Genomic DNA, 22,958 nt, shown 5'->3' with positions numbered 1-22,958 from the left:
GAGATGGCGTGAAGGGGCTGAGGCCGCGACCCGGATCGCAGGCCTCGACCCGATGACAACGAATAATGGTCCGCAACCGGTCCAATACAAATTTGTGTATCACAGGGAGAATAAGATGACCCAAATGAACAACAAGGATCGGATTCATCCGGCGGCGCAGATGTATGCCAAGGAATTCAAGTCCGGCCAGCTCAGCCGCCGCGAATTCATCACCCGCGCCTCGGCGCTCGGCGTCGCAACCCCGGCTATCTATGCGCTCGGCGGGCTGGATCGCCCGGCCGAGGCGGCCAGCCACATGCAGCCGCAAATGGGAGGCACCCTGCGCGTGCAGATGGAATGCAAGGCGCTGAAAGACCCGCGCAATTACGATTGGTCGCAGATGGCCAACTTCAGCCGCGGCTGGCTGGAATACCTGGTGCAATACAATTCCGACGGCACCTTTGAAGGCCGCCTGCTGGAAAGCTGGGAGGTCAACGAGGACGCCACCGAATACCTGCTCAAGGTGCGCCCGGGCGTGACCTGGAACAACGGCGACCCGTTCACCGCCGCTGACGTGGTGTTCAACTTCAACCGCTGGTGCGAAAGCGGCGTCGAGGGCAATTCGATGGCCTCGCGGATGACCACCCTGATCGACGAAGCCACCGGCAAGGTCCGTGACGGTGCGGTCACGGTGGTCGACGACACGACGGTCAAGCTGACCTGTGCGGCCCCCGACATCACCCTGATCCCCGGCATGGCGGATTACCCCGCCCATGTCATGCATCCGTCCTATAATGGCGAGGATCCGGCGGACAACCCGATCGGCACCGGCCCGTTCCTGCCCGAGGAAAACAGCCCCGGCGTGAAACAGGTTCTGGTCAAGAACACCAAACATGACTGGTGGGGCGGCGAGGCCTATCTCGACCGGATCGAACTCATCGACTTCGGCACCGACATGGCGGCCTGGGTTGCGGCGGCGGATGCGGATGAGGTCGACATGACCTATCAATCCACCGGCGAATTCGTCGAAGTGCTGGACAGCATCGGCTGGACCAAATCCGAAGCGGTGACGGCGGCAACGGTCTGCGTCCGCTTCAACCAGCTGCAAGAGCCCTTTACCGACGTCAGGGTTCGCAAGGCGCTGCAACTGGCGGTGGACAACGCCGTGGTTCTCGAACTGGGCTATTCCAGCCTTGGCCTCGAGGCGGAAAACTTCCACGTCTGCCCGATCCACCCGGAATACGCCAAGATCGACACCCCGGCGACCGACCCGGCGGCGGCGATGGCGCTGCTGACCGAAGCCGGTCACGCCGAGACCGAATTCAAGCTGGTCTCGATCGACGACGAATGGCAATCGGCCACCTGTGACGCAGTGGCCGCCCAGTGCCGCGATGCCGGCATCCAGGTGAAGCGGGAAATCCTGCCTGGCTCGACCTATTGGAACGACTGGCTGGTCTATCCCTGGTCGGCGACCGAGTGGAACATGCGCCCGCTGGGTGTGCAGGTTCTGGCCCTAGCCTATCGCTCCGGCGCCTCCTGGAATGAAAGCGCCTTTGCCAACGAGGAATTCGACGCCAAGCTCGCCACCGCGATGTCGATTGCCGATGCCGGCAAACGCTCGAAAGTGATGGCCGAGATCGAGCAGATCATGCTCGACGAAGGCGTGGTGATCCAGCCCTACTGGCGCTCGCTGTTCCGTCACTACAAGGCCAATGTGCACGGCACCGAGATGCATCCGACCTTTGAGATGCACCACTACAAGTGGTGGATCGAAGCCTGATCCAAACGCGCCGGGGCCGTGTCAACACGGCCCCGCTGCATTTTCAACGGCGGTCAGACAATCAGAGCCGAAACGGCCGATGATCGCCGGAACCTGACAGGGACGCGATATGCTCTTCTTCCTCCTGAAGCGGACCGGGACGATGCTTCTGACGGCGCTGTGCCTCAGTTTTATCGTGTTCGTGCTGACCAACCTGGAACCGAACCTCGAAAAGGTTGCCAAATACGAAGGCAACGCCCGGATGTCGGATCAGGAGGTTTCCAACTGGCTGAAAAACAACGGCTTTAATCAACCCTCGCTGATCCGTTATGGCGAATGGCTGGGGGTCTGGCCAGGCTGGACCCGCACCGACGAGGCCGGACAGGTGGTGGCCGGGCGTTGTATCCCCAAAGGCTCCCGAGATGTGGCGGCGGCAGCCCGTTTCTGCGGCATCCTGCAGGGCGAATGGGGCAGCAGCCGGGTGTTCCGCGAAGATGTCTCGACGATCATCGCCATCCGCCTCGGGCTGACCGGCAAGATGATGTTCTGGGTGATGCTGCTGATGGTGCCCTCGGCGCTGGTGATCGGGGTGCTGGCCGGGATGCGTGAAGGCTCGCGGCTCGACCGGTCGCTCTCGACCTTCTCGATCGCCTCGACGGCAACGCCGGAATATGTCTCCGGGGTGATCCTGATCGCGATCTTTGCCTCATCGGCGGTGGGGCTGAAATGGTTCAAGGGCACCGCCACCTCGGCGATGGACCATGCCACTTTCGAGAATTTCTTTCTGCCGGTGCTGACCATCGCACTCTACGGCATCGGTTATGTCGCCCGGATGACCCGCGCCAGCATGGCCGAGGTGATGACCGCGCAATATGTCCGCACCGCGCGGCTCAAAGGCGTGACCTTTCCCAATATCGTGATGAAACACGCGCTGAGGAATGCGCTGATCGCCCCGTTCACGGTGATCATGCTGCAATTCCCCTGGCTGCTGAACGGCGTGGTGATCGTCGAAACCCTGTTCAACTACAAGGGCTTCGGCTGGAGCCTGGTGCAGGCGGCGGGCAATAACGACATCGACCTGCTGCTGGGGATTTCGGTGGTCTCGGTGATCGTGGTGCTGGTGACGCAGCTGATATCCGACATCGGCTATGTCTACCTCAACCCACGCATTCGGATCACATAAGGAGGCCCGCTGATGGAACCGCTCACCTGGACCGGCGCGCTTGGCCCCGTTCTCAACCCGATCTTCCTGGCCACTGCGGCGGTGCTGATCCTGTCGGCCCTGGCGTCGATGGTGATGTCGCTGTTGCCGACCGGCCATGTGCCGCAGGGCAATGGCACCATGGTCGCGCGCTCGGGCACCGCCGAATGGACCCGCCGGGTCATGCTCTGGGCGCTCTGGGCGCTGATCGCCCTGCTGGTGATCTACCTCGCCACCGGTCTGCTGCCGGGCATCGACAACAAGGGCATCATCGGCGCGGTGTCGGCGCGGTTCCTGCCGGTCTGGATCGCCCTGATCGTCACCTATGCGGTCTCGATCGCCTACAAGCGCAAGCTTGGCCTTTACGGCAAGCTGTTTGACAACCCGATCGGCATGATCGGCTTTGGCCTGGTGATGTTCTGGGTCTTCACCGCCCTGTCGGTGGGCATCTTTGATTGGATCGTCACCCATGACCCGCTCACCGCCGTCTCGGGAATGAAGAACAAGTTTCCCGGCACCGCGCTGCGTGGCGCCGAGCCTGAGGATTATCCCTATTACCTGCTCGGCGGTGACACCCTGGCCCGTGACGTGTTTTCGCGGATGGTGGCGGGCAGTTTCGTGGTGGTGCGGATCGCGCCGCTGGCGACGCTGTTTGCCTTTATGGTCGGGATCACCCTGGGCCTGCCGGCCGGCTATGTCGGCGGCCGCCTCGACATCTTTCTGTCGTTCCTGGCCAACCTGATCCTCGCCTTCCCGGTGATCCTGCTGTTCTACCTGCTGGTCACTCCGGAAATCGTGCAGACCGGCATCCCCTCTTATCTGGCGCTGGTGCTGTTCCTGTTCCCGCTGGTGTTCCTGACGGTGCTGATCAATTCGCGCTATTTCACCACCCCGAACAAGCGCAGCCTGATCCTGGCGCTGGTGTTGCTGCCGCTGGGCTGGCTCTATGTCTCGCTGGTTTCAGACCAGGAGACCCCGGTCAGTTTCCTGCCTGCCGCGCTTGACCTCTTCAACATCCCCGGCGGCATTCTGGTGGTCTTTGTCTCCGTGGTCTTCGTCAATGCGCCGACGGTGTTCCGCATCGTGCGCGGGCTGGTAATGGACATCAAGACCCGCGACTACGTCGCCGCCGCCCAGACCCGGGGCGAGGGCACGTGGTATATCATGCTGTGGGAAATCCTGCCGAATGCCCGCGGACCGCTGATCGTCGATTTCTGCCTGCGCATCGGCTACACCACCATCCTGCTCGGCACCCTCGGCTTCTTCGGCCTCGGTCTGCCGCCGGACAGCCCCGACTGGGGGACCACGATCAACGCCGGGCGCAAATTGTTGTCGATCTACCCGCATGCGGCGATGGTGCCCGCGCTGGCGCTGCTGTCGCTGGTCCTCGGCCTCAACCTGATGGCCGATGGGCTGCGCGAAGAAAGTTTGAAAGATTGACCGGCGCTCTGCAAATCCGCCCCGGCTTCATCTTGCCAGAAATATTCCGGGGGAGTCGCGGCGCCGCCGCGGCGGGGGCAGCGCCCCCAACATCCCGGATCACAGGAGTCTCCGCGAATGGCTGACAAACCCGCCTATGACGGCCCGATCCTGGAAATCGACAAGCTGTCGATCTCCTTCTTCACCCGGTTGCGCGAAATCCCGGCGGTGATGGATTTCTCGGTCACCGTGAACCCCGGCGAAGCGGTCGGGCTGGTTGGCGAATCCGGCTGTGGTAAATCCACCGTGGCGCTGGGAATCATGCAGGATCTGGGCAAGAACGGCCAAATCACCGGCGGAACGATCAAGTTCAAGGGCCGCGACCTGAGCGAGATGTCCGCCGACGAGCTGCGCCATATCCGTGGCAATGAAATCGCGATGATCTATCAGGAACCGATGGCCTCGCTGAACCCGGCGATGAAGATCGGCAAGCAGCTGATGGAAGTGCCGATGATTCACGAGGGCGTCGATGAGGCCGAGGCCCGCGCCCGCGCCTTGCAGGTGGTCACCGACGTCAAGCTCCCCGATCCCAGGCGCATCCTCGATGCCTATCCGCACCAGCTTTCCGGCGGTCAGCAGCAGCGGATTGTCATCGCCATGGCCTTGATGTCGAAACCGTCATTGCTGATCCTGGATGAGCCGACCACCGCGCTCGACGTCACCGTCGAGGCGTCGATTGTCGAACTGGTCAAGGAGCTGGGTGAGAAATACGGCACCTCGATGCTGTTCATCAGCCACAACCTCGGGCTGGTGCTGGACACCTGCGACCGGCTCTGCGTGATGTATTCCGGCGAGGCGGTGGAGCGCGGCTCGATCGAGGATGTGTTCGAACAGATGCGCCACCCCTATACCCAGGCGCTGTTCCGCTCGATCCCGCTGCCCGGCGCCGACAAAACCGCGCGCCCGCTGGTTGCCATTCCCGGCAATTTCCCGCTGCCACATGAGCGCCCCAAGGGCTGCAATTTCGGCCCGCGCTGCGATTATTTCGAGGCCGGTCGCTGCGATTCCGGCCATATCAGCATGGCGCCGATTCCGGGCGATGACGAACATACCTCGCGCTGCGTGAAGTTTCAGGAAATCGACTGGGACGCGCCGCTGGTTGCGGCGGTGACCAATGAAAAATCCAGCCCCGGCAAGGTGGTGCTGCGGGTCGAGAATCTAAAGAAATATTACGAGGTCTCTGCCTCCACCCTGTTCAGTTCCAAGGGTCACAAGGTGGTCAAGGCCAACGAGACCCTGACCTTCGAGGCGCGGGAAAGTGAAACCCTGGCCATCGTCGGCGAATCCGGCTGCGGCAAATCCACCTTTGCCAAGGTGCTGATGGGTTTGGAAACCGCGACCGAGGGCAAGATTCTCCTCGACGGTCGCGAGATCCAGGACGTGCCGATCGAATCCCGCGACACCCAGACCGTCGCCGACATTCAGATGGTGTTCCAGAACCCCTTTGACACGCTGAACCCGTCGATGACCGTGGGCCGTCAGATCATCCGGGCGCTGGAAATCTTCAACTACGGGTCCAGCGACGGCGAACGCCGCGACCGGATGCTGACCCTGCTGGATCTGGTGAAGCTGCCCCGCGCCTTTGCCGACCGGATGCCACGGCAGCTGTCCGGCGGGCAAAAACAGCGGGTCGGCATTGCCCGGGCCTTTGCTGGCGGCGCGCGGATCGTGGTGGCGGATGAGCCGGTCTCGGCTCTGGATGTGTCGGTGCAGGCGGCAGTGACCGATCTGTTGATGGATATCCAGCGCGAGGAAAAGACCACGCTGCTGTTCATCAGCCATGACCTGTCGATCGTGCGCTATCTCTCTGACCGGGTGATGGTGATGTATCTCGGCCATGTGGTCGAGCTCGGCACCACCGACGAGGTGTTCTCACCGCCCTACCACCCCTATACAGAGGCGCTGCTGTCGGCGGTGCCGATTGCCGACACCTCGGTTGAAAAGGAACGGATCGTGCTGGAGGGCGACATCCCCTCGGCGATGAACCCGCCGCCGGGCTGCCCGTTTCAGACTCGGTGCCGCTGGAAATCGAAGGTTCCCGGAAATCTTTGCGACACTGAGGTGCCGCCGATGCGCGATTTCGCCGGCCACCAGATCAAATGCCACCTGGCAGACGACGACCTTGCGCAGATGACACCGGTGATCAAGATCGCGGCGGAGTAATCGGGAACGGCGCGGAACCGGCTGGAAAGCCTGGCGAACTCGGATCGGGGCCTTACTGGCCCCAGATCACCCGCACATAATTCCTGGTTTCTTCATAGGGCGGCACATCGCCATATTTGCGCACCGCATCCGGCCCGGCGTTATAGGCGGCCAGCGCCAGCCGCCAGGAGCCGAAAGCCTTGAACTGGCGCGCCAGATAGCGGGCGCCGCCTTCGAGGTTCTGTTCGGGATCATGCGGATCGACCCCCAGATGCTCGGCCGTTGCCGGCATCAGCTGGGCCAGCCCGATGGCGCCCTTGTGTGATTTCGCAGTGGCACGCCAGCCGCTTTCCTGCTGCACCAGCTTCAGGAACAGATCCTCGGGCACGCCATGCTTGCGCGCCGCGTCCTTGGCCAGGCTCAGATAGGGGCCGGTATACTTGCCCCGAAACGGTGCGCCTTCGTCCCATTTTGACGGGGTCACCACCGAGGGCGGTTTCAGGCGGACCGAGTTGTTGTATTGCGACGCGGCGCGGTTATCGAGGATCTTGGTCTGCGAGCGGAACAGCTTGACCCGCGATTTGGTTGAAAACACGTCAGCCGCAGCCGGGCTGCACAAAGCCAGCCCGAGCGTTATGGAGACCGCCGCTCTGTTCAGAGATTTCCGCAAACAGATCATCCCACCCTTGCTGCACATCGTGGCGACATATTAGCGGGAAAGCGCGCCAGCGACACCCCATATTGCCTGATGAGCCGCTTATTGCCGCTGGCTGTCGCTCGCCAGCCAGGGTCGCCTGCCGCCGCCCCTGACGTGGACACCGATGCCCATCCGATTTTTCCTTGTTTCTCGCAAATCTTTACCTTTCCTTTGCGGTCTGTTGTAACCGTCAGAACCAAACGGAACGGAATCAAAGGGGGCCGCATGGCTGGATCGGTTAACAAAGTCATCCTGGTCGGAAATCTCGGGCGCGATCCCGAGGTGCGGTCGTTTCAGAATGGCGGCAAGGTCTGCAACCTGCGCATCGCCACCTCGGAGAACTGGAAAGATCGCAACACCGGCGAACGGCGCGAACGCACCGAATGGCATTCGGTGGCGATCTTTTCCGAACCGCTGGCCAAGATTGCCGAACAATATCTGCGCAAAGGTTCCAAGGTCTATATCGAGGGCCAGCTGGAAACCCGCAAGTGGCAGGATCAATCCGGCCAGGACCGCTACTCCACCGAGGTGGTGCTGCGCCCCTATCGCGGTGAGCTGACCCTGCTCGACAGTCGCGGCGGTGAAGGCGGCAGTGGCGGTGGTCGGTATGGCGGCGGCTCGAGCGACTCTGGCGGTTACGAAGATCGCGGTGGGCCCTCGGGCGGCTATGATGATCGCGGTGGTGGCCAAGGTGGCGGCGGTCAGGGTGGCGGCGGCGGTGCGTCGCGCGACCTCGACGACGAGATTCCGTTCTGATCGACCCGCAGGGGTGGACGACGCAAACGGCCCGCCAATCTGGCGGGCCGTTCTGCTTTCAGACAGTTTTGGGCTTTCAAACCGTCAGGCTTTCAGCCTTCTGACCGGCTCAGCGTGACTTGAACAACCCGCCCAGAATGCCGCGCACGATGCGCCGCCCGGTGGTGCCCTTCAACTCCTTGATCACTGCGGTGCTGATCGCCGAGCCAAAGCTGTCGTCCTTGCGGGTCTTGCGTGAGGTCGAGCGGCTGACGCGGCTGCCGGAATAGCGCCGCCCGGCCTGAAACTCCCGCTCTGCCGTCGACATTTCCTCTTCGCGCGCCTCTGCCGCCGCGGCGGCCTTTGCGGCGGCATCGGCCCGGGCTTTCAGCGTCTCATAGGCCGAGACCCGGTCGACCAATGTGTCGTATTTCCCGGCCACCGGCGAGGCCAGGCTCACCGCCTTGCGCACCGCAGCATCCACCGGCCCCAGCTTTGACGAAGGCGGGCGGATCAGCGTGCGTTCGACCACGCCGGGCGCGCCCTTATCCTCAAGGAATGAGGTCACCGCCTCGCCTACGCCGACCTCGCGGATCGCGTCTTCGGTCGAAAAGCGCGGGTTGTCGCGGTAGGTCTGCGCTGCCATCCGCAATTCCTTGCGGTCCCTGGCGGTGAAGGCGCGCAGTGCGTGCTGCACCCGGTTGCCCAGCTGGCCCAGCACATCCTCGGGCACATCCGCCGGGTTCTGGGTGCAGAAATAGACCCCGACCCCCTTGGAACGGATCAGCCGCGCCACCTGTTCGACCTTGTCGACCAAGGCCTTGGGCGCGTCGTCGAACAGCAGGTGCGCCTCGTCGAAAAAGAACACCAGCCTCGGCTTGTCGGGGTCGCCCACCTCGGGCAATTCCTCGAACAGTTCCGACAGCAGCCACAGCAGGAAGGTGGCATAGAGCCGGGGCGAGCCCATCAGCTTGTCCGCCGCCAGGATCGAGATCACCCCGCGCCCGTCAGTGTCGGTGCGCATCAGGTCCGACAGATCCAAGGCCGGTTCACCGAACAGATTGATGCCGCCCTGATTTTCCAGCACCAGCAACGCCCGCTGGATCGCCCCGATCGAGGCCACCGAGATATTGCCGTAGCGCAGGCTCAGCTGTTCGCGGTTTTGACCGGTCCACAGCAGCAGCGCCTGCAAATCCTTGAGATCGAGCAGCGGCAGCCCCTCTTCGTCGGCAACCCGAAAGGCGATGTTGATCACCCCTTCCTGGGCATCGCTGAGATCCATCAGCCGCGACAGCAGCAATGGCCCCATTTCACTGACCGTGGTGCGGATCGGGTGGCCCTGTTCGCCGAACAGATCCCAGAAGATCACCGGAAAGGCGGCATAGGCATAATCGTCAAAACCAATGGTGCCGGCGCGTTTGTGAAACGCCTCGTGCAGCTTGAACTCGGCGCTCCCCGCCTGCGCCAGGCCGGACAGGTCGCCCTTGACGTCAGACAGGATCACCGGGACCCCGGCGGCAGACAATTCTTCGGCCATGATCTGAAGCGTCACCGTCTTGCCGGTGCCAGTGGCACCCGCGATCAGACCGTGCCGGTTGGCATATTTCAGCCGCATCTGCTGCTTGACGGCGTAGTCTTCGCCGCCGCCACCGATGAAAATCATTCCGTCCAAGCGCTCTGCCCCCTATTGGCGAACCTCTGTCATAGCCCGTCGCGGCGCGGCGGAACATAGAAACTTAATCATTACATGCCAGAGTGAATTGGTCCGGGGCCTCATGTCCTTTTTGGCCCCGGACTGACTTCCTCCCTGTTAAACTGGCCGTGCTTTCGGGCGCGGTCTTTTTTCGCCGGATTCACCGCAGAGATCCTTGTAAACGCGCTGTAAACCCCCTCGATCTTGCCTGTTGACGCGATCAACCAAACCGCATAGCGTCTGGGTCAATGACTAAGCCGGCCAGTTCGGCAGGGAGAAATGGAAAAGGGGCCGCCTGGCCCCTTTTTCTATTTTCAACCCCGCTCCATTCCCAGCGATTGTCAAAGCCACCGCTCCGGCCCTGCCCGCAACGGCAGCGCCGGTTTCACACGCGCAGGTTATCGCGCGTGTCTATTTGCCCGCGCATCGGGGCCTGACAAGCGGCACCGGGCATGTTAATCCGCCAGTTGACGTCCGTGGCGCTGGCCACTTTGAACCTGACAGGATTTCCATGACCCGTATTCTGACACTCCTCCTCGCTCTGACCCTGGCAGCCCCCGCCGTGGCCCAGGACACAGCCACCAAACCCGCCGAAACCACCGACGCAACCAAACCCGATTCCGGTCTGGCGATGGGCACCCCGGCCGACAGCGACGTCGGCCAGCCCTACACCAAAGAGACCAGCGGCGATTGGGAATTGCAATGCGTCAAGGCCGAAGAAGGCGAAGACCCCTGCCAGCTCTACCAGCTGGTCATGGATGAAGACGGCAATCCCGTCGCTGAATTCAGCCTGTTCCGCCTGCCGCCGGGCGGCCAGGCGGTGGCCGGGGCGACCATCGTGGTGCCGCTGGAAACCGCATTGATCGAAGACCTGCTGCTGGGTGTTGATGGCTCCAAGGGCAAGCGCTATCGCTTTTCCTTCTGCTCGACCATCGGCTGTTTCGCCCGGATCGGCCTGACCGAGAGCGATATCGCCTCGCTCAAGCGCGGCAAGACGGCTTCGCTGACCATCGTGCCCTTTGCGGCGCCGGACGTGAAGGTCAAGCTGAACATGTCGCTGATCGGCTTTACCGACGGCTATGACAAGACGACGGTCGCCCCGGGCCAGTAACCGCGCTCTGCGCGATGACCCGGATGAAACGCAGACGGCCGCCCGGTTTGGGCGGCCGTTTCTGTTTGCACATCGGAACAAGCTGGAAACTCGAACCTGGCCCGCGCTCAGGCCCGCCGCAGCGCGATCACCGCGTTCAGACCACCAAAGGAAAAGGCGTTGGACATCGCGACCTCGACCTGCGCCTCGCGCGCCACATTGGGAACCACGTCCAGCGGGCAATCCGGGTCGGGTTGGTCATAGCCGACGGTCGGGGCCACCACCCCATCCTTCAGCGCCATGATACAGGCCAGCAGTTCAACCGCTCCGGTGCCGCCGATCAGATGCCCATGCATCGACTTGGTCGAAGAGACCATCAGCTTGTCGGCATGAGAGCCAAAGGCATCGGCAATCGCGGCGCATTCGGTCTTGTCATTGACGGCGGTGCCGGTGCCATGGGCGTTGATATAGCCGACATCCTCGGGGTTGATCCGTGCATCGCGCAGGGTGCCGGTCATCGCCCGGACCGCGCCCTGCTGTGACGGCATCACGATATCGCTGGCATCGGATGACATCGCAAAGCCGATCACCTCGGCCAGAATCTCGGCACCGCGCTGTTTGGCGTGTTCCATCTCTTCAAAGACAAAGACCCCGGCGCCCTCGCCCTGGACCATGCCGTTGCGGTTGGCGCTGAACGGGCGGCAGCCGTCCCTGGACATCACCCGCAGCCCTTCCCAGGACTTGACCCCGCCATAGCAGAGCATGCTTTCCGACCCGCCCGTCAGCATCACCGGGGCCATCCCGGAACGCACCATCTGAAACGCTTGGGACATCGCATGATTGGAACTGGCGCAGGCGGTCGAGACGGTAAAGCTCGGCCCCTGAAGGCTATGGGCGATGCTGACGTGGCTGGCGGCGGCACTTGGCATCAACTTGGGGATGACAAAGGGATGCACCCGGTTCTTATCCTGGTGATAGACCTCGTAATAGCTGTCGTCCCAGGTCGTGGCGCCGCCGCCCGCCGTGCCCAGAATTACGCCCGATTTTTCCGCCAACTCGCCATCGAACACCAGGCCGGACTGGGCCACCGCCTCTCTCGCGGCATGGATGGTGAACATGGTAAACCGATCGAACAGCGCGGTATCCTTGCGGCTGAAGTCATCCTCGGCGGGATAATTGGGAACCTGCCCACCGATCCGGATCGACAGCTTTTCGACATCGCGAAACACCAGATCGCGAATGCCGCACCGACCTTCGCGCATCGCCTCAAAGGTCTCGGGCACCGTCAGGCCGAGAGCGTTGACCGTACCGGCTCCGGTAATAACGACCCGTTTCACGCGTTTTGGTCCGCCACCAGCTTTTCAATCCCGGCGATGATCGAACCGACGTTGGAAATGTCGAAATCGCTGTCCGCCGGATCGTTGGCATTGAACGGCACTTGGATGTCGAATTCCTCTTCGATCGAAAAGATGCTTTCCACCAGCCCCAAGGAATCGATCCCGAGATCATCCAGAGTATTCGTCATCAAGACCGCGTCCGGGCTTCGAACAGCCTGCTTGGCAATGATCGCAATCACCGTGCTCTTGACGTCCATGCTCGCTCTTTCTCTGCTGTGTTCAACGCTGGGTCTAGTGGTTCGCGGGATTCTTAAAAACCAAATTCTTAATCTCTGCAAGCTGTTGCGCCAACCGGGGCAGACGCCGCAGCGCCTTGTAGCTTTCGAGATGGGCCGCCATCCGTACCGCCGGATAGCCCATCATCACGCGGCCCGCCGGCACATTCGACAGGATACCGGTGCCGCCCGCCGCCACCACATTGTCGCCGACACTGACATTGTCACTGACCCCGGCTTGCCCCCCCAGCACCACATGGGTCCCGATCACCGCCGATCCGGCAATCCCGACCATCGCCGCGAAGAAGCAATGCTCGCCGATCACCACATTATGGGCGATGTGGCAGAGGTTGTCGATCTTGGTGCCGCTGCCGATCCGGGTCGGGCGCACGCTGCCCGCATCGACGCAAGTGTTGGCGCCGAGTTCGACATCGTCACCGATCACCACGCTGCCCAGGGAATGAATGCGCTGCCAGGCCTGCACCCGCGGCGCGGCGACCTCGCCAAGGCTGGCGCGGGCCTGTTCGGCATTCGAGGCGGTTTCGGTGACGTAAGAGGCGCCGTCAAAACCGATTGTCACGCCGGGTTGGGCGATAAAGCCGCTGCCGATCCGCACATTGCGACCGATCCGCACCTGAGCGTGCAGCAGCGCCCTGGCGCCAATTTCGACATCCGGTCCGATGTAACAACCGGGGCCGATCACCGCGCCGTCGCCGATCACCGTGGCCGCCCCGATCACCGCAAAGGCACCGATCTGCACATCGCGCCCCAGCCGGGCGGATCCGGCAATTGCAGCGCTCGGATGTCGGCCCGGGCCATAGCCCTGACCGGGATCGAGCATGCGGGTCACCCCGGCCATCGCCAACCGCCCGCGCGGCGCGATGATCGCGGCGGCCAGCCCCAGCGCCTGCCAGTCCATCCCCGCAGCGATCAGCGCCGCCTGGGCATTGGAGTGCAGCAACCCGGCGGCAAATTCCGGTTTCAGTGCCAGCGCCAGGTCTTGTGGCCCGGCCAGCGCGGGCTCTGCCGCGCGGCTGATCCGCAGCGCGGTATCACCAACAGCTTCGGCCCCCAGGGCGGCGGCGATCTCGGCGATTGAATGGCTCATGCCAGCCAGCACCCCATATCGGCGGCGGAGGTCAGCCCTGAACCGAGTTCAGCGAAACCCCGGCCCGCGCCAGAGCCTCCCAGATCGCCGCGTCGCGACCATAGACATCGCGGCGGAAATTGATCCGTCCCTTGGCCTGGGTCACGGCGGTGCGATAGATCAGATGCACCTGGATCGGCTGTTCCAGCGGCACCAGAGTTTCACGCCTGGTGCGCAGGATCGACTGAAAGAACGGCTCCGGGTCCGCCTCCTGCACCGCCAGCAGCGCATAGGCAAAGTCGAACGGATCGGCCAACCGGATACAGCCATGGCTGAAGGCGCGGCTTTCCCGGGCGAACAGGCTCTTGCTCGGGGTGTCGTGCAGGTAGATGTTGTATTTGTTCGGGAACATGAACTTGACCAGCCCCAGCGCATTGCTGTTCGAGGGCGGCTGTTTCAGATCGAAGGGAAAGTTCTTTTCGGAGTAATTCGAAAAGTCGACCGAGCCACGATCGACAACCTGACCGCGCGAATTGATCACCCTGAGATGGCTGTTGGAAAACGGATTGCGCTTCAACGCCGGCAGATATTCCTTGGTGGCGATCGAGCGCGGCACGTTCCAGGTCGGGTTGATGATCATATGTTCCATGACATCGGAGAATTCCGGGCTGCGGCGGCCATTGGTGTTCTGGCCGATCACCGAACGGGTCTGGAACGTCACCTGGTCGAAATCGACGATCCGGGCGTGGAAATCGGCCAGGTTGACCAGCACATGCCGATCCCCGCGCGGCCGGTTCAACCAGCGTTCCCGCTCCATCGCGACGATCACCGACTTCAGCCGATCCTCCATCGGAACGTTGATTTCGTCCATCGTCCCGGCGCCAGCGACGCCGTCCTGTTCCAGCCCGTGGTCGGCCTGGAATTCCATCACCGCCGCCTGCATTGCGCCGTCATAGGTCATCCGCGGATTGGCGGCGAGATAGCCCATCGCGATCAACCGGTTCCGCAGCGCCACAACCGCGCGCCCTTCAGCCCCCGGTTTCAGCGATTTTGCCGGAACCGCCGGGCCCCAGCCGCCATGCGCCAGCTGCCCTTGCAGATCGAGCTTGGTTTTCAGCAGCCGTGTGTATTCCCCGGTTGCCGGCACCAGCGCGCGAACAAAGGCACGCGGATCCGGCGAGGTGATGCCGTCGAGGTAGAACGAGGCATCGCGCAGCGGCACCACGCGATGAATATCCTTGACCACCTCTGACGGGGTCAGGATGCCGGTTTGCAGATCACGGCCGAATTCCAGGAACAGCCGGGTCAGCGCCACATCCAGCTTGCCCATGTCGCGGGGCGTCTTTGCCGCCGCCATCCGGGCGCGCAGATCGGCGCTGTCGAATTTGCTGGTCGGCAGATTGTGCAGCCCGGCCAGCGAAAACGCCTCGAACAGGGCGCTGCGCCGGGCCCGTCCGGCGTCATCGGCGCCGGTCCAGATCGGCGCGAAATCGCGCTGGCGGTAATAGCGTGCCACGGCGCCGGATCCGGCAATGCTTTCGGCGACCGCCTGTTTGAAGGCGGTGACCTGGGCCTGGGCGGGAGCGCCGAGGCTGAGCATGGCGGTGGCGCAGAGCGCGGCAACGGTAAAGCGGAGGGTGTGGAGCGGGCGCGCGGGCATGAATTCCCCTGTTCAATCTCGATAAAAGGCTGCAGCGCCTTATTGCCGCAGGCCCCCGAACAGGCCAAGACCTGCCGAGAGGCGCGGAAAAACTTTCCGCTAGCTGATGTATATCAACGACTCTGCCGCCCCAAATGGGGGAATTCCAGACCCAATCAGCAAAAAGTCGCCGAGATCACAGGTTGGTGACAATGCAGGGGAACTTAGCCTTGGTCATGCCCGGCAAATATGCCATCTTTTAGTGACTTGTGGGGATGACAAGGCAGAGCCGTGTAACATCGCGGCAACAGGTAAGCTACGGGACAGGCATCTTATGACTGAAATCATGACGACGGGCATGTCGCGGCGGGCACTATTAGGCGCCTTCGCAGCGACGGCACTTGTGGCAGCCCCCACATATTCCAAAGCGGCGGGTTTCCTGCGCGGCGGCGGCGACATTCGACGGATCAAGATGTATTCGGTTCGAACCGGTGAAAAGATCGACATGATCTACTGGGTCGAGGGCAAATATATCGCAGAGGCGCTCAACGAAGTCACCTATTTCATGCGCGACTGGCGCACCAACACCACCAAGACCATCGACACCAGAACCATCGACATCATGGCGGCGTCGCACAACCTGATGGATGTGACCGAACCCTATATGTTGATATCCGGCTATCGCTCACCCGAAACCAACGCGATGCTGCGCCGCAGATCCTCGGGCGTGGCCAAGAATTCGCGGCATCTGCGCGGCGAGGCCGCCGATCTGCGCCTGCAAAGCCGATCCGTGCCGCAGATAGCCCATGCCGCCGCCGCCTGCCATGCCGGCGGTGTCGGTCGCTACTCGCGCTCGGATTTCGTGCATATGGATTGCGGCCCGGTGCGCAGCTGGGGCAGCTGAGGCAGGCCCTTGTGGCCGCTCCAGCTCCGGTAGCCGACCCAAGTCGCATGGCCGGATAAGAAGACGTTCCCAGGTCTGACGGCCCGGTGAGTCAGCAAAACTCCGATCGCTCAATGAAACGCTTTGGAGGACATTCGAACGTCGAATGTTCTCGCGGTTTCTTCGACTCCGCTGCCGCCCACTCCTCTGATCCTGACATCGACATATCGACCACTTTTCTTGTGAAAAGTGTCTGGCACGGCCGGGCAGACAATGTTCGAACATTGCAGGCTCTCGTCGTTTCTTTGAAACGCCTGCCGCTCTCCACCATTTGGGAAACAAGGGCGACATTCCTTGCGGAAAGTCGATGGTGCACCCGATAGGATTCGAACCTATGGCCTCTGCCTTCGGAGGGCAGCGCTCTATCCAGCTGAGCTACGGGTGCATTTCGGCGTGATATAGCGATCCCCCCCCGGCCCCGCAATCGGAAAAGTGACGCTTGCCCTGCCCGCTCGGCAGGCAAGCGGTGGCCAAGCGCCCCCTGGCCGCTTGACCGCCGCACAGCGACATCACAGAATCAGACCAAACGGTCCAGTTCTGCGAAGGCGAATACACGCCTACAATGCCCCGCGACCCTGGCACATGTGAACGGCAAGCCCGGCGCACAGAGAGTCAGCACGGGGGGGCAATCGCTGGCCCGGGCTCGAAGGGCTGGCCGCGGGCAGTAGGTCAGGTCGAGATTTTGTTGCCATCGCCGGACGACATGCGTCAGCATCACGGCTATGTTCATGATGGCTGCATCGGCGCGCCAGTGCATACGGCCTGTGCTTGGGCAGGATCGGCGAATGGAGGGCAAGACGTCGTGACTTCGAATTTCACCGTGCATTCTCTGCGCCTGGCTATGGGCGACGGGCTGCGCGCCAAGGCACAGACCATTCGGTCCGGCAAGACCATGACGAAGGTCTCGACCGAGATCTGGCTGGAATCCGACCGCGCCGCGCCCAGGCCCTGCACCACCGCCCTTGCCTCGATCGCCATACGACCAGAACCACGGCCAAGAATTTGACGACAGAGCGCCCCAAAACCTCCAATCGCCTGGTCAAGGCGGCGCTGGAATTGTTCCAGATGCGCGGCTATCACGCCGTCGGCGTCGCCGAGATACTGGAGCGGTCGGGTTGCCCCAAGGGCTCGCTCTATCATCATTTCCCCGGCGGCAAGGCAGCGCTGGCAGTCGCAGCCATCGACTGGCTGGCCGCCGATATCGTCCGTCATTTCGACGAGTCCGCGGACAAATCGAGCCCGGCCGCGACCATGGTGGGGGTGCTGTTTCGCCAGAGCGCCGATTGGGTCACCGGCACGGGCTATGCCTCGGGCGCCCTGTTCTCGGTGATGGCGCAAGAAGTGGTGCCACAGGAGGCAGAGCTGACGGCCAGGCTGGGTCAGGCCTATGTCGATGTGACACGGGCCTGCGCCCGGGCGCTGGCGGCGGGCGGCGGCGATCCGGACATGGCCGGGCCGGTTCTGGCGCTGCTTGACGGGGCGGTGGCGCAAGCGCGGGCGCAGATGTCACCGGTGCCGTTCCAGGCCGCAGAAGCGGCGGCTATACGATTGGTCGGCTGAGCCCTACCCGAGCAGATCCTGCGCCAGCTCCAGCGCGTCGACCAGCACATCGACCTCTTCGCGGGTGTTGTAGAGCCCGAAACTGGCCCGGCAGGTCGCGGTCACCCGCAGATGCTCCATCAAGGGTTGCGCGCAATGGTGCCCGGCCCGCACCGCCACCCCGCGTTTGTCGAGGATGGTCGAAACATCATGTGCATGCGCCGCGCCGTTCAGGGTGAACGAGAATATTGCGGCCTTTCCAAGGGCATGGCCCTGAATATTCAACCAATTCAGCCCGGACAGACGACTCGTCGCATAGGCCGCCAGATCCCGCTCATGCGCGGCAATCTGATCCATGCCGAGACCGGTCATGTAATCCAGCGCAACGCCGAGACCGATCATCTGCACGATCCCCGGCGTGCCGGCCTCGAATTTCATCGGCGGGTCATTATAGCTAACCGCGTCCTTGCTGACCTCGCGGATCATGTCGCCGCCGCCCATGAACGGGCGCATCTCGGCCAGACGTTCGCGGCGGGCATAGATCGCCCCTGAGCCGGACGGACCATAGAGCTTGTGACCCGTGATCGCGTAGAAATCACAGCCGATGTCCTTGACGTCCACCGCCATGTGAACCGCGCCCTGCGAACCGTCAACCAGCACCGGCACGCCACGCGCCTGGGCGGCGGCACAAATTGATTTCACATCAACAACTGTTCCCAAGACATTGGAAAGATGGGTGATCGCCACAAGCTTGGTGCGCGGCCCGATGGCGTCGATCAGCTTTTGCGGATCAAGACTGCCGTCCGCTTCGGTGTCGACCCATTTCAGCACCACGCCCTGACGTTCGCGCAGGAAATGCCAGGGCACGATATTGGCATGGTGCTCCATCACGCTCAGCAGGATCTCGTCACCCGGCTGCAGGCGTGGCGCGGCCCAGCCATAGGCGACCATATTGATGCCCTCGGTGGTGCCGGAATTCATCACCACTTCGCTCTCGTCGGCGTTGAGGAATCGGGCGATCTTGCCACGCACCGCCTCATAATTCTCGGTCGCCAGATTGGACAGGTGATGCAGCCCGCGATGGACGTTGGAATATTCCATCCCATAGGCGTGGGTGATCGCATCGATCACCACCTGCGGCTTCTGAGCCGAGGCACCATTATCAAGATAAACCAACGGCTTACCATTCACCTCTCGCGATAGGATCGGGAAATCGGCACGGATTTTGCTCAGATCATACATCAGATCGTCTCCGTCGGCGCGAGGCCAAGCAGGGCCAACAGGAACGTCATCGCAAAGGCCACGCCCAGCACCCCGATGATCAGGGTGGCCACCGCCTTGATCGGGGTGGTGAAGCGATGCGCCTCGGCGATGAAATTGGCTAGGATATAGACCCCCCAGAAGCCGCCGATCACCGCCAGCAGCCCGCTGAGCCCGATCGACAGCATCGAGACCAGGCTGATCACCACCTGAAACAGCACCCGCAAGGTCTGCAGCCAGCAGGTCAGTTGCAGCATCCGGCGGAAGTCCGAACTGCCGCCGAGAAGGCGGCCGGCCCAGACGAAGAACTGGGTCATCCCCACCATCAACACGCCCATCACCAGGCTCAGCAGGATCGGGCTTTGCAGCAGGCCGGGCATCGGAAATGCCACCTGAACCTGCGGCGGCACCGTCAGGCTGTAAACCAGGCCGTTCAGAACCGAGGCCAGCCCCAGCCAGGTCCACAGCGCCTGGTCCGGCAGGCGGATCTCCAGCAACTCGCGCGCCGCGCGCCGCGGCTCGCCGATGGTGGCCAACAGCATATCGCGAAACCACGCCTGGCTGAATGTCTCCACGCTCATGTCTTGCCCTCTCGTTCGGCTGCGAGCATCCCGCCGCCCCAGAACCACGCGAACACCCCGCACCAGATTGCACCGACCAGGGTCAATTGCGGTCCCGGCCCGATGAACCCGGCCACCAGCCCGTGCAGCAGGATCACCGGCGTGCTGGCCAGCAGCGCCCAGAACAGCGCCAGCCTCGCGCCATAGAAACTGCCCTGCCCACCGAGAATCCGCGCCAGACCATGCGCCAGCGCCGCCAGCGCGTAAAGCACCAGCGGCATGATCACCAGCCAGGCCAGCAGGCTGGCGCCAAGCAGCGGGTTCAGATCCTCGCCACTGGCATAGGCCTGGCGCGCCAGACGCGGCCATTGCGCCACGAAAACCAGCGCGCAGCCGATCATCACCATCGCCAACAGCCGATCCTCGCGCTGGCCACGCGCCAGAACCACGCGCAGACGCCGCCCCGGACCACGATAGGTGGCTGCAATATCGGCAAGAAACGACATCAGCCGCGCCGACGCTCCAGCCAGGCGGCCAACCGTGCAACGATTTCGTCGCGCAGATCCGGCGCCTCGATCTCCTCCACCGCTTCGGCCAAAAACGCCTGGGTCAACAGATCCGTCGCCGCACCCAGGGGCACCCCGCGCGAGCGCAGGTAAAACAGCGCCGTCTCGTCAATCGCACCCGAGGTCGAGCCATGCGAACAGGCCACGTCATCGGCATAGATCTCCAACTCAGGCTTGGCCAGAAACTGGCTGTCGCCGTCCAGCAAAAGCGCCTGGCTCAGCTGGTAGCCGTCGGTCTTTTGCGCCCCGTCCTTGACCAGGATCTTGCCCTGAAACACCCCGGTGGCACCGTTGCGCAGCACCTTCTTGAACACTTGGCGACTCTCGCAATTCACCGCGTCATGGGTGATGAACACGGTGTCGTCATGGTGAAAATCGCCGTCCCCCAGCGCTGCGCCCGCGACATGCGCCACCGCGTCGTCGCCGGTGAATTCGATCACACATTCATTGCGGGTCAGCACGCCATTGGCGGTCAGGGTAAAGCTCTTGAAAGTGCTTTCGCGCCCCAGCCGGGCAAAGATATGGGTCGCCGCACGCCGGTCATGGTCGCGCCCCTGCGCCCGCACATGCTGGAATCGCCCGCCATCGGCAATCTCGACCTCCATCACCTTGTTCAACCGCGCCGCCGCCGGGCCGCTTTCCAGCAGGGTCAGTTCGGCGCCCGCATCGACCTTGATGCAATGATGTAGGATTGCATCCGAACGCTCTGATTTATGGACATAAACAAGGTGGATCGGCTTTGCGGCCTTGGCACTGACATGGATCAACACCCCGTCGCTGGCACCGGCGGTGTTCAGCGCCGCCAATGGCCGTGCAACCGGCGATTGCCCGCGTGCCTCAAGCACACCATAGAGCCCGCGCGCCCAATGCAGATCGCTGCCCTGCGCCGCGCTCAGCATTTCGACACTGACGCCGGCCAGCTCCGGCGCGTCCGAGGCCTCGGCGTCGAACACCCCGTCGACAAACACCAGGCGCAGCGCCTCGGTGGCGGCAAAGATCGGTGCCTCGTCATCGTGGGCCAGCGCCGTGGCCGGGGTGACCTCGGCGGCGGTCAGGCTGTCGGGGCGGGTGTATTTCCAATATTCATCGCGCCGGATCGGCAGGCCCATTGCCCGCAGCCGGGTCAGCGCCGCATCACGGGCGGCCGCGGTCCAGCCGGGATTTTCTGGCGCGGACAGCGCCGCAAGCCGGGCTTCGGTCGCGTCCGGTTTCGGGTGTACCAACGCCATCACGCCTCCTCCAGAAACTCGGCATAGCCATTGGTCTCGACCTCAAGCGCCAGTTCCGGCCCACCGGATTTCACGATCCGGCCCGCCGACATGATATGCACGACATCGGGTTTGATATGGTCGAGAAGCCGTTGATAATGCGTAATAACCAAAAATGCCCGCCCTTCCGAGCGCAGCGCGTTCACGCCTTCGGCCACCAGCTTCATCGCATCCACATCAAGACCAGAATCGGTCTCATCCAGAATGCACATCTTGGGTTCCAGCATCGCCATCTGCAGGATCTCGTTGCGCTTCTTCTCACCGCCAGAGAACCCGACATTGACCGGGCGTTTCAGCATATCGGCGTCGATCTGCAGCGCCTTGGCCTTTTCGCGCACCAGTTTCAGGAAATCCGCCGCGCTCAGCTCTTCCTCGCCGCGCGCCTTGCGCTGCGCGTTCACCGCGGTGCGCAGAAAGGTCATATTGCCAACGCCCGGAATTTCGACCGGGTATTGAAAGGCCAGGAACAGCCCGGCAGCGGCGCGCTCTTCCGGGTCCAGATCCAGCAGATCGACGCCGTCCAGCGTCGCGCTGCCCTCGGTCACCACATAGCCTTCGCGCCCGGCCAGCACATAGGAGGTGGTGGATTTGCCAGACCCGTTCGGGCCCATGATGGCATGCACTTCACCGGCCTGAATGCTCAGATTCACGCCCTTGAGGATTGCCTTGTCCTCTTCTTCAAGTTTGACATGCAGGTTCTTGATTTCCAGCATTTTTCCTACCTTTTCTTGCCGCGCCAGCGGCGTATCCATCAGGGTCTCGACAGCAATTGTGTGACCCGCAACAACCGATCCACCGGCACCGCCATCGGTGCAACGGAAAACCGGGCAAGCCGTCCAGTGAGCTCTGGCTTGCCGATAAAATCCTCAACCTCGTGATATTGTGGCCGCCCGGCGTAATCATCGAACAGGATCACCAGCGGCCTGGCACTGCGAAAGGCGCAGGCCAGCGCGCAGCCGACCCGAAACCGACCATCGACCAGCACCAGGTCCGGCGGCTGAAACGCCGGGCGATCCCAGACCTTGAGCGGATAGCCAGGATAGCGTTTCCAGCCCTGATCGCTCTCCGGGTGCCCCCATTCCCGGGTCGGGCCGATATCGTGGTGCACGATATCCACCGGACTCAACGGCGGATTGGCGGCAAACCAGCTGCGCATCATCTGTGCCCAGGCCTTGTCGCTTTCGACGCTGGTCACCTGCTTGCCCGGCAGTTCCCCGGCCAGCACCGTCGACCCGCCAGACCCATATTCAAGGATCACCGCGGCACGTTCGTATTCGGCACGCAGCAACGCCGCCTCGGCCTCGGGAAAGGTCAGCTCGGGCCGCGCAACCGGGGCCTTGGTGTCTGCCGAATCCCGCATCGCTAGTCGATCACCACCGCAGTGCCAGAGACCGAGACCATCAACATGGAATCGCCGACAACCTCGTAATCCAGATCGACCCCGACCACCGCATTGGCGCCGAGCGTCGCGGCGCGATCCTCAAGTTCAGCCATCGCGGTGTCGCGAGCATCCTGCAGCTTGGCCTCATAGGCGCCCGCGCGGCCACCGACGATATCGGTGATATTGGCAAAGAAATCCCGAACGATATTGGCACCCATGATCGCCTCACCGACGACAACACCGCGATAGGCGGTGATCTTGTGGCCCTCGATCGACGGGGTGGTTGTGATGATCATTTCTCAAACCTCATTCAGTTCCGGGCCTCGGT

22 protein-coding genes and 1 tRNA gene are annotated in these 22,958 nt (G+C 62.8%); 9 read left to right on the top strand and 14 right to left on the bottom strand.

The window, feature by feature from the left end:
• Positions 1–115 precede the first annotated feature (115 nt).
• The 4 genes from P1U48_RS10170 (at position 116) to P1U48_RS10155 (ending at position 6,581) form a co-directional block, all read left to right on the top strand.
• Positions 116–1,759, top strand: coding sequence for an ABC transporter substrate-binding protein (locus P1U48_RS10170; protein ID WP_301068868.1), 1,644 nt, complete (start codon positions 116–118; stop codon positions 1,757–1,759).
• A gap of 109 nt (positions 1,760–1,868) precedes the next feature.
• Entirely contained in the window at positions 1,869–2,921 is a 1,053-nt protein-coding gene (locus P1U48_RS10165) for an ABC transporter permease (RefSeq protein WP_301068867.1), read from the top strand.
• 12 nt (positions 2,922–2,933) lie between these two features.
• Positions 2,934–4,379, top strand: a complete 1,446-nt coding sequence (locus tag P1U48_RS10160) for an ABC transporter permease (protein ID WP_301068866.1) — start codon at positions 2,934–2,936, stop codon at positions 4,377–4,379.
• A 117-nt stretch (positions 4,380–4,496) separates the two neighbouring features.
• A complete protein-coding gene (locus P1U48_RS10155) occupies positions 4,497–6,581 on the top strand; it encodes an ABC transporter ATP-binding protein (RefSeq protein WP_301068865.1) in 2,085 nt (694 codons plus the stop codon).
• Between the two features lie 52 nt (positions 6,582–6,633).
• Here the strand turns inward: P1U48_RS10155 and P1U48_RS10150 are convergent, their stop codons facing one another.
• A complete protein-coding gene (locus tag P1U48_RS10150; protein ID WP_301068864.1) occupies positions 6,634–7,239 on the bottom strand; it encodes a lytic transglycosylase domain-containing protein in 606 nt (201 codons plus the stop codon).
• Between the two features lie 243 nt (positions 7,240–7,482).
• Between P1U48_RS10150 and ssb the strand changes: the two genes are divergently transcribed.
• On the top strand, positions 7,483–8,013 hold the full coding sequence (gene ssb, locus P1U48_RS10145) for a single-stranded DNA-binding protein (RefSeq protein WP_301068863.1): 531 nt from the start codon (positions 7,483–7,485) through the stop codon (positions 8,011–8,013).
• A gap of 109 nt (positions 8,014–8,122) precedes the next feature.
• Here ssb and P1U48_RS10140 read toward each other — a convergent pair whose 3' ends face one another.
• Positions 8,123–9,664, bottom strand: a complete 1,542-nt coding sequence (locus P1U48_RS10140) for a helicase HerA-like domain-containing protein (protein WP_301068862.1) — start codon at positions 9,662–9,664, stop codon at positions 8,123–8,125.
• A gap of 532 nt (positions 9,665–10,196) precedes the next feature.
• Between P1U48_RS10140 and P1U48_RS10135 the strand changes: the two genes are divergently transcribed.
• Positions 10,197–10,796, top strand: a complete 600-nt coding sequence (locus P1U48_RS10135; protein WP_301068861.1) for an invasion associated locus B family protein — start codon at positions 10,197–10,199, stop codon at positions 10,794–10,796.
• Between the two features lie 107 nt (positions 10,797–10,903).
• Here P1U48_RS10135 and P1U48_RS10130 read toward each other — a convergent pair whose 3' ends face one another.
• The 4 genes from P1U48_RS10130 to P1U48_RS10115 are packed head-to-tail and all read right to left on the bottom strand — an operon-like array spanning position 10,904 to position 15,134.
• Positions 10,904–12,112, bottom strand: coding sequence for a beta-ketoacyl-[acyl-carrier-protein] synthase family protein (locus P1U48_RS10130; protein WP_301068860.1), 1,209 nt, complete (start codon positions 12,110–12,112; stop codon positions 10,904–10,906).
• Positions 12,109–12,369 carry an acyl carrier protein gene (locus P1U48_RS10125; RefSeq protein WP_301068859.1) on the bottom strand — a complete coding sequence of 87 codons (261 nt, stop codon included), beginning with the start codon at positions 12,367–12,369 and terminating at the stop codon, positions 12,109–12,111. Before P1U48_RS10125 ends, P1U48_RS10130 begins: the two co-directional genes overlap by 4 nt.
• Before the next feature lie 34 nt (positions 12,370–12,403).
• On the bottom strand, positions 12,404–13,495 hold the full coding sequence (lpxD, locus tag P1U48_RS10120) for a UDP-3-O-(3-hydroxymyristoyl)glucosamine N-acyltransferase (protein WP_301068858.1): 1,092 nt from the start codon (positions 13,493–13,495) through the stop codon (positions 12,404–12,406).
• A gap of 31 nt (positions 13,496–13,526) precedes the next feature.
• A complete protein-coding gene (locus P1U48_RS10115) occupies positions 13,527–15,134 on the bottom strand; it encodes a L,D-transpeptidase family protein (protein WP_301068857.1) in 1,608 nt (535 codons plus the stop codon).
• A gap of 313 nt (positions 15,135–15,447) precedes the next feature.
• Between P1U48_RS10115 and P1U48_RS10110 the strand changes: the two genes are divergently transcribed.
• Entirely contained in the window at positions 15,448–16,017 is a 570-nt protein-coding gene (locus P1U48_RS10110) for a DUF882 domain-containing protein (protein WP_301068856.1), read from the top strand.
• A gap of 347 nt (positions 16,018–16,364) precedes the next feature.
• Here the strand turns inward: P1U48_RS10110 and P1U48_RS10105 are convergent.
• Positions 16,365–16,441 (bottom strand) — tRNA-Arg (locus P1U48_RS10105).
• Between the two features lie 318 nt (positions 16,442–16,759).
• On the opposite strand from P1U48_RS10105, the gene P1U48_RS10100 reads away from it, so the two are divergent.
• On the top strand, positions 16,760–17,062 hold the full coding sequence (locus tag P1U48_RS10100; RefSeq protein WP_301068855.1) for a PaaI family thioesterase: 303 nt from the start codon (positions 16,760–16,762) through the stop codon (positions 17,060–17,062).
• A complete protein-coding gene (locus tag P1U48_RS10095; RefSeq protein WP_301068854.1) occupies positions 17,059–17,616 on the top strand; it encodes a TetR/AcrR family transcriptional regulator in 558 nt (185 codons plus the stop codon). Before P1U48_RS10100 ends, P1U48_RS10095 begins: the two co-directional genes overlap by 4 nt.
• Before the next feature lie 3 nt (positions 17,617–17,619).
• Here P1U48_RS10095 and P1U48_RS10090 read toward each other — a convergent pair whose 3' ends face one another.
• From P1U48_RS10090 to P1U48_RS10060, 7 genes are read right to left on the bottom strand one after another with little or no spacing between them, the layout of a single operon-like run.
• Positions 17,620–18,837: a cysteine desulfurase gene (locus P1U48_RS10090; RefSeq protein ID WP_301068853.1), complete on the bottom strand. Its 1,218-nt coding sequence runs from the start codon at positions 18,835–18,837 to the stop codon at positions 17,620–17,622.
• Positions 18,837–19,436, bottom strand: coding sequence for a Yip1 family protein (locus tag P1U48_RS10085; RefSeq protein WP_301068852.1), 600 nt, complete (start codon positions 19,434–19,436; stop codon positions 18,837–18,839). The genes P1U48_RS10090 and P1U48_RS10085 overlap by 1 nt, the downstream gene beginning before the upstream one ends.
• On the bottom strand, positions 19,433–19,921 hold the full coding sequence (locus tag P1U48_RS10080; protein ID WP_301068851.1) for a YIP1 family protein: 489 nt from the start codon (positions 19,919–19,921) through the stop codon (positions 19,433–19,435). The genes P1U48_RS10085 and P1U48_RS10080 overlap by 4 nt, the downstream gene beginning before the upstream one ends.
• Positions 19,921–21,210 (bottom strand): SufD family Fe-S cluster assembly protein, encoded by a 1,290-nt coding sequence (locus P1U48_RS10075; protein WP_301068850.1) that lies wholly within the window; start codon positions 21,208–21,210, stop codon positions 19,921–19,923. Before P1U48_RS10075 ends, P1U48_RS10080 begins: the two co-directional genes overlap by 1 nt.
• Positions 21,210–21,962 carry a Fe-S cluster assembly ATPase SufC gene (gene sufC / locus P1U48_RS10070; protein WP_301068849.1) on the bottom strand — a complete coding sequence of 251 codons (753 nt, stop codon included), beginning with the start codon at positions 21,960–21,962 and terminating at the stop codon, positions 21,210–21,212. Before sufC ends, P1U48_RS10075 begins: the two co-directional genes overlap by 1 nt.
• 38 nt (positions 21,963–22,000) lie before the next feature.
• Positions 22,001–22,609: a hypothetical protein gene (locus tag P1U48_RS10065; protein ID WP_301068848.1), complete on the bottom strand. Its 609-nt coding sequence runs from the start codon at positions 22,607–22,609 to the stop codon at positions 22,001–22,003.
• Positions 22,610–22,611: 2 nt separating this feature from the next.
• Complete coding sequence (locus P1U48_RS10060) at positions 22,612–22,926, bottom strand: heavy metal-binding domain-containing protein (RefSeq protein WP_301068847.1); 315 nt, start codon at positions 22,924–22,926, stop codon at positions 22,612–22,614.
• Positions 22,927–22,958 lie beyond the last annotated feature (32 nt).

This window comes from Pseudooceanicola sp. (genome assembly GCF_029213205.1).
Lineage (GTDB): Bacteria > Pseudomonadota > Alphaproteobacteria > Rhodobacterales > Rhodobacteraceae > Pseudooceanicola.
Note: the sequence above shows the minus strand (reverse complement) of the source record. Positions and strands in the feature narration are given on the sequence as shown.

Coding starts and splice junctions, on each gene's coding strand:
- P1U48_RS10170 (WP_301068868.1), top strand. CDS start 116: ATGACCCAAATGAACAACAAGGATCGGATTCATCCGGCGGCGCAGATG.
- P1U48_RS10165 (WP_301068867.1), top strand. CDS start 1,869: ATGCTCTTCTTCCTCCTGAAGCGGACCGGGACGATGCTTCTGACGGCG.
- P1U48_RS10160 (WP_301068866.1), top strand. CDS start 2,934: ATGGAACCGCTCACCTGGACCGGCGCGCTTGGCCCCGTTCTCAACCCG.
- P1U48_RS10155 (WP_301068865.1), top strand. CDS start 4,497: ATGGCTGACAAACCCGCCTATGACGGCCCGATCCTGGAAATCGACAAG.
- P1U48_RS10150 (WP_301068864.1), bottom strand. CDS start 7,239: ATGATCTGTTTGCGGAAATCTCTGAACAGAGCGGCGGTCTCCATAACG.
- ssb (WP_301068863.1), top strand. CDS start 7,483: ATGGCTGGATCGGTTAACAAAGTCATCCTGGTCGGAAATCTCGGGCGC.
- P1U48_RS10135 (WP_301068861.1), top strand. CDS start 10,197: ATGACCCGTATTCTGACACTCCTCCTCGCTCTGACCCTGGCAGCCCCC.
- P1U48_RS10125 (WP_301068859.1), bottom strand. CDS start 12,369: ATGGACGTCAAGAGCACGGTGATTGCGATCATTGCCAAGCAGGCTGTT.
- lpxD (WP_301068858.1), bottom strand. CDS start 13,495: ATGAGCCATTCAATCGCCGAGATCGCCGCCGCCCTGGGGGCCGAAGCT.
- P1U48_RS10115 (WP_301068857.1), bottom strand. CDS start 15,134: ATGCCCGCGCGCCCGCTCCACACCCTCCGCTTTACCGTTGCCGCGCTC.
- P1U48_RS10110 (WP_301068856.1), top strand. CDS start 15,448: ATGACTGAAATCATGACGACGGGCATGTCGCGGCGGGCACTATTAGGC.
- P1U48_RS10100 (WP_301068855.1), top strand. CDS start 16,760: ATGCGTCAGCATCACGGCTATGTTCATGATGGCTGCATCGGCGCGCCA.
- P1U48_RS10090 (WP_301068853.1), bottom strand. CDS start 18,837: ATGTATGATCTGAGCAAAATCCGTGCCGATTTCCCGATCCTATCGCGA.
- P1U48_RS10085 (WP_301068852.1), bottom strand. CDS start 19,436: ATGAGCGTGGAGACATTCAGCCAGGCGTGGTTTCGCGATATGCTGTTG.
- P1U48_RS10080 (WP_301068851.1), bottom strand. CDS start 19,921: ATGTCGTTTCTTGCCGATATTGCAGCCACCTATCGTGGTCCGGGGCGG.
- P1U48_RS10075 (WP_301068850.1), bottom strand. CDS start 21,210: ATGGCGTTGGTACACCCGAAACCGGACGCGACCGAAGCCCGGCTTGCG.
- sufC (WP_301068849.1), bottom strand. CDS start 21,962: ATGCTGGAAATCAAGAACCTGCATGTCAAACTTGAAGAAGAGGACAAG.
- P1U48_RS10065 (WP_301068848.1), bottom strand. CDS start 22,609: ATGCGGGATTCGGCAGACACCAAGGCCCCGGTTGCGCGGCCCGAGCTG.
- P1U48_RS10060 (WP_301068847.1), bottom strand. CDS start 22,926: ATGATCATCACAACCACCCCGTCGATCGAGGGCCACAAGATCACCGCC.